9 protein-coding genes are annotated in these 11,775 nt (G+C 55.0%); 7 read left to right on the forward strand and 2 right to left on the reverse strand.

Going from position 1 to position 11,775, the window contains the following annotated elements:
- Positions 1–99: 99 nt before the first annotated feature.
- From ACI48J_RS00085 to ACI48J_RS00095, 3 genes are all read left to right on the forward strand, one after another.
- Entirely contained in the window at positions 100–3,513 is a 3,414-nt protein-coding gene (locus tag ACI48J_RS00085; RefSeq protein ID WP_405081108.1) for a response regulator, read from the forward strand.
- Between the two features lie 42 nt (positions 3,514–3,555).
- Positions 3,556–4,770: an ATP-binding protein gene (locus ACI48J_RS00090; protein ID WP_405081109.1), complete on the forward strand. Its 1,215-nt coding sequence runs from the start codon at positions 3,556–3,558 to the stop codon at positions 4,768–4,770.
- 105 nt (positions 4,771–4,875) lie between these two features.
- Positions 4,876–5,088 (forward strand): hypothetical protein, encoded by a 213-nt coding sequence (locus tag ACI48J_RS00095; RefSeq protein WP_405081112.1) that lies wholly within the window; start codon positions 4,876–4,878, stop codon positions 5,086–5,088.
- Here ACI48J_RS00095 and ACI48J_RS00100 read toward each other — a convergent pair.
- The gene (locus ACI48J_RS00100; protein WP_405081114.1) at positions 5,085–6,221 is read right to left on the reverse strand and encodes a GIY-YIG nuclease family protein; all 1,137 of its coding nucleotides are present in this window, start codon (positions 6,219–6,221) and stop codon (positions 5,085–5,087) included. The two genes, ACI48J_RS00095 and ACI48J_RS00100, sit on opposite strands and share 4 nt — an antisense overlap.
- 199 nt (positions 6,222–6,420) lie before the next feature.
- On the opposite strand from ACI48J_RS00100, the gene ACI48J_RS00105 reads away from it, so the two are divergent.
- The 4 genes from ACI48J_RS00105 (at position 6,421) to ACI48J_RS00120 (ending at position 10,108) form a co-directional block, all read left to right on the forward strand.
- Positions 6,421–7,821: a metallophosphoesterase gene (locus ACI48J_RS00105; RefSeq protein ID WP_405081115.1), complete on the forward strand. Its 1,401-nt coding sequence runs from the start codon at positions 6,421–6,423 to the stop codon at positions 7,819–7,821.
- A gap of 153 nt (positions 7,822–7,974) precedes the next feature.
- Positions 7,975–8,316 (forward strand): zinc ribbon domain-containing protein YjdM, encoded by a 342-nt coding sequence (locus ACI48J_RS00110; protein WP_326051307.1) that lies wholly within the window; start codon positions 7,975–7,977, stop codon positions 8,314–8,316.
- Between the two features lie 169 nt (positions 8,317–8,485).
- The gene (locus ACI48J_RS00115; protein WP_405081116.1) at positions 8,486–8,992 is read left to right on the forward strand and encodes a GNAT family N-acetyltransferase; all 507 of its coding nucleotides are present in this window, start codon (positions 8,486–8,488) and stop codon (positions 8,990–8,992) included.
- Between the two features lie 54 nt (positions 8,993–9,046).
- Entirely contained in the window at positions 9,047–10,108 is a 1,062-nt protein-coding gene (locus ACI48J_RS00120) for an LLM class flavin-dependent oxidoreductase (RefSeq protein ID WP_405081117.1), read from the forward strand.
- A 235-nt stretch (positions 10,109–10,343) separates the two neighbouring features.
- Here ACI48J_RS00120 and ACI48J_RS00125 read toward each other — a convergent pair whose 3' ends face one another.
- Positions 10,344–11,741: a M14 family metallocarboxypeptidase gene (locus tag ACI48J_RS00125; RefSeq protein ID WP_405081118.1), complete on the reverse strand. Its 1,398-nt coding sequence runs from the start codon at positions 11,739–11,741 to the stop codon at positions 10,344–10,346.
- Positions 11,742–11,775 lie beyond the last annotated feature (34 nt).

Raw genomic sequence — 11,775 nt, forward strand, 5'->3', positions numbered from 1 at the left:
TGGAGAATGCTGCTTTCCTGCCCTGACCCATCCCGCACTACCCATGACGCCTGCGGAAAGTTATAATTGCTTTATTGGGGAAAGGCAGGGTGGAAAGGCATGAACATTAAACTGAAGGTGTGGTTGGGAACCGCCGTTTCGATCCTGGTTATAGGCGGCTTAACCGCGATGGCTTGCATATTTCTAGACGGAGTGTTTTTGGCTCTTTCTTTGATTTTAGGGTTGATCGGTCTTGCTACGGGCGTTTATCTTATTAAAGGTGTTCACCGGGGGATTAATAAAGGCATGCACAGAGTCTCACAGATCGTCGGAGACATGGCGCAGGGCACGGTAGATCCTTCCGACCGTTCCGCCGAGGCGGGAGACGAATTCGGGCAGCTGGCACAATCCTTCCGCTCTCTCGCGGCGGATCTGTACACCAAAACCGAAGAAGAGCGCATTCTGCGCCTGGAAGCGGAGGAGCAGGCGTGGATTAACGTCCATGTCACGGAGATGGCGATTCAGCTGCAGGGATCCGTTCAGATCGGAGAGGCCTCGCGGATCTTCATCGGCAAGCTGGCTTCATGCGTACAAGCTTCCTATGGGGCTCTCTATGTACACAAGGACGGCCTGCTGCAATTCGCGGCCGGCTACGCCTACGATGATACGGCGGCGGAGCGGCGGCAGCCGATCGCTTTGGGCAGCGGTCTTGTAGGCCAGTGCGCCCTGGATAAGAAGACGATTCTGCTTCATGATCTTCCGGACGGTTATGTGAAAATTCATTCGGGGCTGGGCGACGCGAAGCCCGCAGCCTTGATAATCGTTCCCGTCTGCTATGAAAATGAAGTCGTCGCCGTTATCGAGCTGGCTTCGCTGCGCGATTTTACGTCCAAAGAACGTCAGTTAATCGATCAGACCAGCGCCAATATGGGCATTTTGCTGAATACGCTGGCGGATGTGGTGCGGATCGGCGAGCTCCTGAAAGAAACCCGGCTGCAGAAGGAAGAGCTGGAGGCCCAAACCGAGGAGCTTCAATCCCAGACAGAGGAGCTGCAAGCTCAGACCGAAGAATTGCAGATGCAGGCGGAGGAACTCGAGAGCCAGACGGAAGAGTTGCAGGCTCAAACCGAAGAACTCCAGATGCAGGCGGACAGTCTGCAAACTTCCAACGAGCGGCTCCAGGAACAGATGAAGCTTACGGAGCTTCAGAAAGAGGAAATTAAGCAGCAGGCGGACGAGCTGAGAGCACAGGCGGAGAGATTGTTCGAGTCCAACAAGCAGCTGCAGGAGCAGATGGAACTGACCGAACTGCAGAAGACCGAGATCGCCGAGCAGGCCGATGAGCTCAAAGAGCAGGCGGAGGAACTACTTGCTTCCAATGAGAATCTAAAGCGGCAGGTCGAGCTGACCGAGCGGCAGAAAATCGAAATTAAAGAGCAGGCCGATGAAATTTTCATGGCGGCTCAGTATAAATCCGAGTTCCTGGCGAACGTTTCCCACGAGCTGCGGACGCCTCTTAACAGTCTTCTGATCCTGTCCCAGATCCTTGCGGAAAATAAAGAAGGCAATCTTCATTCCAGGCAGCTGGAATATATCCATACCATTTTCTCGGCAGGGAAGGACCTGCTTACACTGATTGACGAGATTCTGGATTTGGCGAAACTGGAAGTCGGCAAAATGACGGCGGTCGTCGAACCGACCTACCTGAAAGATGTCAGCAGCCACTTGTATCGTCATTTCGAACAGCAGGCGAAGGAGAAAAATATCCATTTCGACATACACAGCGACAGACGGCTCCCCGAAAGCATCCTGACGGATGGGCACAGACTTCAACAAATTTTGAACAACCTGTTGTCTAATGCGCTTAAATTTACGGAAAAAGGGGCCGTCACGCTTTCCATTCACGGCGCATCCTCTCCAACCGGTGGAGAGGGTCAGGCTACCGCCGAGGAAATCGTCTTCTCCGTTACCGACACGGGGATCGGCATCCCCGCTTCGAAGCTGGAGAGCATCTTCGAAGCGTTCCAGCAGGCGGACGGCACGACCAGCCGCAAATACGGCGGCACGGGCCTCGGCCTGACCATCTGCCGGGAGCTGGCGGGGCTGCTGGGCGGCCGGATCGAAGTCAGCTCGGCGGAAGGGGAAGGCAGCACCTTCTCCCTGCATCTGCCTGCTGCGCAGCCCGGCACCGCCGTTTCCCAAGCGGCAGCGGCAAGCGACACCGTGTCCGCCGCATCCGAGCAGGCCAAGCGGGGGAAAAACAGCTTCCAGGAATCTTTCGTGCCGGATATCTCCATCACGAATCCGAAGCTGCTCCAGCTCGCGGAGATGGAAGACGACCGCGACAACCTGCAGCCGGGCGATACGCTGCTGCTGATCATTGAAGAGGATGCCGAATTTGCGTCCACGCTCTTGAATCTGGCACGGCAGAGAAGTTTCAAGGCCATTGTCGCCTCCCAGGGAGACCAGGGTCTGGCTCTGGCTCACGCGTACAAGCCGGATGCGATCCTGCTCGACATCCAGCTTCCCGTACTGGACGGCTGGTCCATTATCAGCCGCTTGAAAGGCCGGCCGGAGCTCCGCCACATTCCGATTCATGTCATTTCGACGGCCGAAGAGAACCAGCAGGGGCTGGCCATGGGAGCGCTCGCCTTCTGGAAGAAGCCGAACGACGTTCACGAGCTGGAAGCGGCCTTCCTGCAGATCGAATCGTACATCCGCAGGCGTACCAAAAGCCTGCTCATTGTGGAAGACAATCCTGTTCTGCGCAGCAGCGTAGTCGCTTTTATCGCCCATCCGGACGTGAACATCGTCGCGGTCGCAACAGGCCGGGAGGCGCTGGAACAGCTGGCCTCCCATCATTTTGACTGCATGGTGCTCGATCTGGGTCTGTCCGATATTTCCGGCTTCGATCTGCTTGAGCAGGTCAAGACTAACCGCAAGCTCCAGACGCTGCCGGTCATTATTTTTACGGGCAAGGAATTAAGTAAGCAGGACGAGCAGCGCCTCCATCATTACGCGGAAAGCATCGTGATCAAGAATGTAAGGTCCATGGAGAGGCTGTACGATGAAACGGCTCTATACCTCCACCGTAAACATGCGGATCTGCCTGCGGACAAGCAGCAGCTGATCGAGAAGCTCCATAATCCGGAAGCGGCGTTCCAAGACAAGAACATTTTACTGGTTGACGACGATATGCGGAATATTTTTGCTTTGTCCAGTGTGCTGGAAGGGTATAACATGAATATACAGTTTGCCCAGAACGGCAAAGAGGCTTTGAACATTCTCCGGAATCATCCCGAAGTCGACCTGGTATTCATGGATATCATGATGCCTGAGATGGACGGCTACGAGACCATGAGGGAGATCCGCAAAATGCCGGAGCTCGAGAAGCTTGTCATCATCGCGCTGACAGCGAGAGCTATGGACGAGGACCGGGTTAAATGCCTGCAGGCGGGCGCCTCCGATTACATCTCGAAACCGATTAATACCACACAGTTAGTCAGTATGCTCAAGACCTGGTTGATCACTTAGATCACTTGAAGGATCTGTGCGAGCTTGTTACGGGGGATTAGAATGGAGTATCCGATTCGCATTTTATTGGTCGATGACCGGCCGGAAGATTTTCTCACGATACAAGCGCTGCTGGTTGATACGCCTTACCGGTTAATCCGGGCATCCTCGGGTATGGAGGCTTTGAAATTTTTGCTGGAGAGCGAATATGCCCTCATCATTATGGATGTCCTCATGCCGGATATGAACGGGTTCGAAACGGCGGAACGAATCAAGAGACGTAAAAAGTCGGAGGACATTCCGATCATTTTCCTCACCGCCCTTACCCCGGAAGTCGAAGATTATATGAAAGCTTATACGGCGGGCGGTATCGATTATTTGACGAAGCCTTTCCATTCCGGCGTGTTAAGAAGTAAAATCGAAGGCTTTGTACGGTTGTACAAAGCGCGCAAAGAGCTTCAAATCAAAACGGGCGAGCTTCAGAAACAAACCTTGGAGCTGGAAGACGCGAACCGCGTGCTTACCCAGCTTAAGGAAACGGCGGAGGTCGCTTCGAGGATCAAATCGGGCTTTCTGGCGATGATGAGCCATGAGATCCGCACCCCGCTGAACGGCATCATTGCCTTGTCGGATATTTTGATGGCTTCGGATTTGAAGCGGGACGACGCGGAAATGGCCGAGATTATTCACACGAGCGGACACGCTCTGCTCTCCGTCATCAATCATATCCTCGATTTCACCAAAATCGAATCGGGCAAGATGGAGCTAGACTACGAGCCGTTCAATCTGACGGTTTGTTTGAAAGAAACGATGGATTTGTTCCGCGCTCTTGCACGCGAGCGAAATCTGCTTCTGGAGACGCACATAGAGCCCGGAATCCCCGAGATCCTTATCGGAGACTCCAACCGGATAAGACAGGTGCTGAACAACCTGATCGGCAACGCGGTCAAATTTACGGAAACCGGCAGCGTTAAGGTAAAGGTGAGTCAAAAAAGCGTGGACGATAACTTGATCACGCTTGAATTTATCGTGGAAGACACCGGAATCGGCATTCCCGCCGACAAAATGAATCATTTATTCCAGCCCTTTACGCAGATTGATGCCTCCATTAGCCGGAAATTCGGCGGCACGGGTCTTGGCTTGTCGATCTGCAAAACACTGGTCAATTTGATGGGCGGAACGATTTATGCCCGGTCGAACGTCGAAAAAGGAGCGGTCTTCGTATTCACCATTCAGACCGGCATCCCTGCGGGCACGTTTAACACCCCGCAGCTTTAAAAGCACCCCTTACAAGTTCACGGTTTTTCCCGGAAAGGGAACGATCCGTGATCGGGTAAGGGGTGCTGTCTTTTTCGGAGAGTAACCGGGGTAAGTCGGTTCCGGGTGGAATTACTCCTGCCGGAATGCACCTGGAGACACGGGGGCCGGAATCCGGGCCTGCTCCATGAAGTGAAGCCGTTCCTCGTTGAATTTCTCCGGCTCGTCGAACATCATGGCATGCCCGCTGCCCTCGAAGTGCACGAGTCGGGATTGCGGAATACCCGGCGGGTGAGCTCGGCCAGCTCGGGCTCGCAGATTTTGTCCTTCTATTCTTAAAGGTCCCCGGCGCCATTTTGGGCGCGTACATACCCCGCAATCAGCCCTTCAACCGCTTCGCCAAGCTCGTCTTCATGCCCGGGAATCAGCCAATGCTCCGGAACGATCAGATAGCTGCGGGCGCTTCCTTGCAGAAAGCTGTACAGAATCTGCGCTTCGTCAATATCGTGGCGGCTGATTTTGGGGCGGGGGGCCGCCGGATCTGCCGGACGGAAGGTACCCAGGATGGCCGAACGCACCAGGGTGTGGAGCTTATGCGGCGCTGCCGGCCCGTTCCGGTCCGTGTCCGGAGCCTCCACTTTGGTATCCCGCACAATCCGGTTCCCTTTAACGAGGATGAGTTTAGCCTCACGGCCGTTAACGGGTTCCAGGATGACGATGTTCCGGCCTTCTTCGGCGAATCCGATCACTTTCTCTTTGTGGATCAGGGAACCGAGGGTTTTCATCAGGTCCCGGTATTTGGCTGCGGCTTCGAAGTTATGCTTCTCCGCCGCTTCTATCATCCCTTGTTCCAGATCTTCCAGTACAGCCGGATGGTTCCCGCTCAGGGAAGTTATGATTTTATCGAGCACGGAGTTGTAGGCTCTTAGAGCGTCTTCGCTGCCGGTACACATTCCCAGACACAAGCCGAGAGAATGATTGAGGCAGGGCGAGTGCTTGGCGTAAGGGCTGCCGCAAAGAATCCGATAGCTTTCCTGCAGCCCTTGGACGGCTTTTTCCACCGTGCTTCTGCTCGTATAGGGACCGAAAAAGAGGTCCCCCTCCTGTCCGGCGGGGTCATTCGTAATATCGAGCCGACGGCGGCCCTCACGGCTGCCGCGGATGACGAGATACGTATATGCCAGCGGATTTTTCATTTTTTTATTATACAGAGGCTTCAACTGCTTGATTAACCGGCACTCCAGCATGAAGGCCTCGAATTCCGTATCGGTCAGACGAACCTCGAAATCGCGGATATTGCTTATGAGTCGTTTGACTTTGGGAGAATGGGATTTGGAATGCTGGAAATAGGTTTGGACTCTTTTTTTGAGAGATTTGGCTTTGCCCACATAAATGATATGGCCCAGACGGTCTTTCATTAGGTAGACGCCGGGGGTTAAGGGAAGGGCTTTTACTTTTTCCGCGAGATTCATAGAGATTCCTCCATTGCTCTTGCTCGGCCCTGTCATTATATCAAATGGCTGTATGGACAGAAAGTGAGGCGGACACGGGAGAGCGAACTTCAAGCAGCAAGACGGAAGGAAATTAATCTGCCCCAAATAAAATGTTAATATTTACCAAACATTTCTTTGCTAGGATGAAGTGATTTCATTCTTGTTTGAAGGGGTGTGTATGATGTACAAATTCAGCAAGTCCAAGTGGCTCGCCGTGCCCATGGCTGTTTTCATGGCGGCGTCTGTCGTTTTACCGGGAGCGGGTGCCGGAGCTCTGGGAAGCTCCCCGGCGGCCGCGGCAAGCTCCAAGGCTCCAACGGCTTTGGCGCTGACGTTCAACGGGGATGCCAAAACCTCGCAGGGCTTCGCGTGGTACACCGATCCCGCCGTTACCGGCACGAAGCTGCAGGTAGCGGAATCGTCTCTCGTTACCGGCGGCGTCTGGCCGTCGAGCGGCGTCATCTCCTTCGAGGGGAGCTCCGCGCCGATCCAGGTTTATCAGTCGAGCTCGGACAAGAGTGCGGGCAAGAAGACCGCTTACGCCGATCATAAGGTTACGGCGACGGGCTTAAAGCCGGGCACCGAGTACACGTACCGGGCCGGAGACGGCCAGGAGGGGAACTGGAGCGAGACCGGTACGTTCAAGACCGAGGAACAGAGCGGCGGAGCGTTCACGTTCCTCTACACGACGGACCCGCAGGGCACGTCCGAACGGGAGTACGCGACCTGGAACCACACGCTGGAGGAAGCGGTCAAGAAGTTTCCCGCGTCCCGTTTTATCACCGTCACCGGGGATCTGGTAGACAACGGGGACATTGAGAATCAATGGTTTTGGCTGCTGGGCAAGCCGCAGGCCATTCTGAAGAAGACGCCTCTCGTGCCTGCGCTCGGCAACCATGAGAGCAAGTCCAACAACAACTTCTGGTACCACTTCAACCTGCCGAACACCTCCAATACGGGAGCGAAACCGGACGGATCGGTGTACGCCTTCGATTACGGCCCGGCCCGTTTCCTGGTCATCAATACCGAGTACAACGAGGCGAAAGGAACCGACGCCGTGTACCGGAAGCAGGAAGAGTGGCTGAGAGCGGAAGCGGCCAAGACGGACAAGAAGTGGAAGATCGTCTTGTTCCACAAGTCGCCTTATTCCGTAGCGAATCATTCCTCCGACAGCGATGTTCTCTTTTTCCGCCAAAAGCTTGCGGCTCTGTTCGATGAAATCGGCGTTGACGTCGTGCTGAGCGGTCACGATCATACGTATACGCGCACCTATCCGATGTACAATAACGTTCCGCAGAAGGACACGGCGGTGGACAAAGACGGCAACCTGATTAATCCGAAAGGAACCCTCTATCTGGTCAGCAACGCCGCCGGAGACAAAAGGTACACGCCGAAGTCCGGGCCTTTCCCTTATGCGTTCAAATACGGCCAGCCGGGCAAGGAAATGTTTACGGGCGTTACCGTGGCAAACGATAAAATCACGTTCCAGGTCTATACGACCTCGGAAACGGGCGCGACCGTTCTGTACGACCAGTTCGGCATAGCCAAATCGGACACGAAACCGAGTCCGGTCCGGTAAGCGAAGCTTAGTCCAATTCGGCAGGGGGAGGCCCCCAGGCTCCCTATTGAATCACTTTAAGGCGGGCGGACCGGAATGGTTTGTCAGGACGGTGAGAGTGTGGCAGAATATAAGGATAGAAGGTACCGACCCGCGAATGGAGAACACGAACCTATGTCGAATTTGCCAAACTGTCCGGCATGCGATTCCGAATATACCTATGAGGATGGAAACCTTCTGGTTTGCCCGGAATGTGCCCACGAATGGAATGCAGATGCAGAACCCGGGAACGGGGAAGAAGAAAAGGTCGTCAAAGACGCCAACGGCAACATCTTAAAGGATGGCGATTCCGTATCCGTCATCAAAGATTTGAAGGTTAAAGGAAGCTCTTCTGTTCTGAAGATAGGCACCAAGGTAAAGAACATCCGTCTCGTTGACGGAGACCATGATATCGATTGTAAAATCGACGGCTTCGGAGCCATGAAATTAAAGTCGGAGTTCGTCAAGAAAATTTAATCCGGGATAGAATAAAAACGAACCTGTATCAGGAAGCCCTCTGACTTGGAGGGCTTTATTTTTGCATCGCCGTATGGGCAGGCCTCCGTTGGGACGGTCGAGGTTCGGTAACTATAGAAAAAAATCTTAATTTTAAGATACAAGGGACATATCGAAAGGAAGGATACATATGAACAAGGAGCAGTTTGATGAAGTATTTGAATTAATGGAGGCCTCTTTTCCCGATACGGAAATAAGGACTTGCGAAGGGCAGCGGGCGCTGCTCGCTCATCCCGCTTACCGGCTTAACGTGAGCCGGAACGAGGACGGGGAAATCCTGGCTATTATGGGGGTCTGGGAATTCGAAGCGTTTCGTTTCGTGGAGCATATCGCGGTCAATCCGAAACAGCGGGGCGGAGGAATAGGCAGAAAGCTGATGACGGCTTATACGAGCGGTTCTTCGTCTCCCGTCGTGCTGGAGGTAGAGCCCGCGAACGACACCGATTCCAAACGGAGAATCGAGTTTTACGAGCGCCTCGGCTTTCATTTGAACGCCTTCGACTATTTTCAGCCGCCTCTCAGGGAAGGGCAGCCGGAGCTTGCTCTGCAAATCATGAGTTATCCGGAGCCGATGAGCGAAGAAGAATTTCAGCCGTACAAAAAATTACTGATGGCCGAGGTCTACAAACAGGCCTGACCCCGGCCGCCAAAGCCAACTTCGTAAAGACCATTATAATCAGGAGGCTGCAAAATGGAGATAGGGATAAGCACGTTTGTGGAAACGACGCCGGACGTTCATACCGGCGAGGTAATCAGCCACGCGCAAAGGCTGCGCGAGGTTGTGGAAGAGATCGTACTCGCCGATCGGGTGGGGCTGGACGTGTACGGGGTAGGGGAGCATCACCGCAAGGATTATGCGGCGTCTTCTCCCGCAATCGTACTCGCCGCGGCTGCGCCGCAGACGAGCCGTATCCGGCTGACCAGCGCGGTCACGGTGCTCTCTTCGGCGGACCCCGTGCGCGTCTTCCAGGATTTCGCCACGCTCGACGGCATATCGGGCGGGCGTGCGGAAATCATGGCGGGCCGGGGCTCTTTCATCGAGTCATTCCCGCTGTTCGGTTACGATCTGGACCATTACAACGAGCTGTTCGACGAGAAGCTGGAACTGCTTCTGAAGATCCGGGCGTCCGAGAAGGTGACCTGGCAGGGCGGCCACCGGCCCGCTATCGACAACCTGGGCGTGTATCCGCGGCCGGTTCAGGATCCCCTGCCGGTCTGGATCGGCAGCGGAGGCAACCAGGAATCCGTGGTACGCTCGGGCCTGCTTGGCCTGCCGCTTGTTCTGGCCATTATCGGGGGCAGCCCGATGCAGTTCGCGCCGCTCGTGCAGCTTTACAAGAAAGCGGCCGCCCACGCAGGACATGACGCCTCGAAGCTGCCGGTCGCCTCGCATTCGCACGGCTTCATCGCCGAGACTACGGAGCTTGCGGCCGACAAGTTTTTCCCGTCTACCCAGGCCGTCATGAACGTGCTGGGACGGGAGCGGGGCTGGGGGCGTTACGACCGCTCCAGCTTCGATTCCGCTCGTAGCTTCGACGGAGCCTTGTACGTAGGCGACCCGGAAACGGTCGCGCGGAAGATCGTTCATCTGCGCAAGAACGTAGGCATCACCCGGTTTCTGCTGCACGTGCCGGTCGGCACGATGCCTCACGACGAAGTCATGCGAGCTATCGAGCTGCTGGGGACCGAAGTGGCGCCGCGGGTACGCGAGGAAGTTGCCGCATGGGAAGCGGAAGGCGAAGAGAGAGCTTAGCCGGGCCGCACGGCTGAATATTAGCGTAAGAAGAATGCTTCTGCATAGGACAGACCCGCAAGCCTGTCTGGCTGCGGGTCGGCAAAGCTCGAATTGGAATAGAAAAGGCCCGGTCAGCTGGTTGTGGAAGCTAAGACGGGCCTTTTTTGTTCGCCGTCGGAGCAGCGGCATGAACGACAAAAAAAGGAGCCGCTGTCAGCGGCTCCTTGCTGCGTCTTCCTGCTCTCTCCAATCCTTATTTGACCTGAACCCAGGCATCCCCTAACCAGGTATGGATGTGGTACCAGTCCTCCATCTGCTCAAAAGCCTTTACCGTCTGGGGGGACAGCTCCGACATAATGCCGGAGGAAGCACGGGGTTCACGGTACATGCGTGTTTTTTCGGTCAATTCGACCGTCGATTCCTTGACTTCGATTTTCCCCAGCAGGGGCTTGTTCACATGAACCCACGATTTGCCGAGCCAGGTATCGACGCGGAACCAGTTGCCGAGGCGCGCGTCCGCTTTTAACGGCTGCGCCGTCAGGGAAGCGCCGGTTTTGTTCCGGCTGTCCGCTTCCGAATAAAGGGGGAGGGGTTCCGTCAGAATAAGATCGAAGCTTTTGTATTCGACAGGAATCCGCTCCTTCCACAGCTCGAATCCTTGCTGGGCGGCAAACAAACCCATATCCCTGTTTTCGTTCCAGATGTGGGCGAATTCCGACAGAGGAAGGCTTCCTTCCCCGGCATATCTGCCGATTTCAGGCGTCAATCCGGGACGGCCGAGGGATTGGATAAACCAGTCGGTAAAGCCTCCGCCTGACGGGTTGGACTCCGGTTTAACGGGGGTGTACCCGGTCATGGCCGCAACCTGGGACATGATTTCGCGGTCCCTCTCCAGATTCTTCTCCAGGGTATGGAAATTCCAGTACAGGATGCTTCCGGAGGAGTGGTAAGACAGCTCCATATCCGGATCGACTTCTTTGGTGAAGGCGACCATAGCCTTCGTTTCCGCGGTCTGGAGCGGCTCGTCCCCTTTGAAATTTTTGTAATACGGACGGCCGGAATCATTGCGGATAGATTTCCATTCCGCCGGATATTGGCGGTTCAGGTCGATGCCTTCCGCATTCGCCTTCCACCGCGAAAAGTCGGAACTTTTCTCATTCATAGCGAGAAGGCCGGCGCGGGCCTCGCTCGGAAAAGCGGATACGCCCTTCTGCTGAAGCGTGACGCCGTCGGGGTTGACCATGGGCACGAACCAGATGGACGTGTTGTTCAGAACGGATTGAAGAGCCCGGCCGTTCATAGCCCCGTTGCGGACATAAAGCTGGGCATATTGGTCGATCATGTTCATGACCAGGTTGGTGGTCATCCATTCCCTGGCATGATGCGAAGCGTTAATCAGCACTTTCGCGTCGCCCGTTCCGAGCCGGACGGCCCAGATATCGCGTCCGTAGCGCGTTTTGCCGATGGACTTATATTCGATAAGGTCGGGATAAGACTTGGCAAGCTGCCGGATATCTTCTGTCATTTGTTCATAAGTATACGTCTGATTGGGGTTCACGATATCCGTCGTTTCCGCATGGGCTGCTGCTGCGAATAGGAAAGGAACAAGGGCGAAGACAACAAGGAGCATTCCCCGCATTTTTTTAGGCATGGTACGGCACTTCCCTTTGGATAGATTCAGGTGG

Origin of the sequence: Paenibacillus chitinolyticus, from assembly GCF_045038035.1 — a bacterium.
Lineage (GTDB): Bacteria > Bacillota > Bacilli > Paenibacillales > NBRC-103111 > Paenibacillus_F > Paenibacillus_F chitinolyticus_A.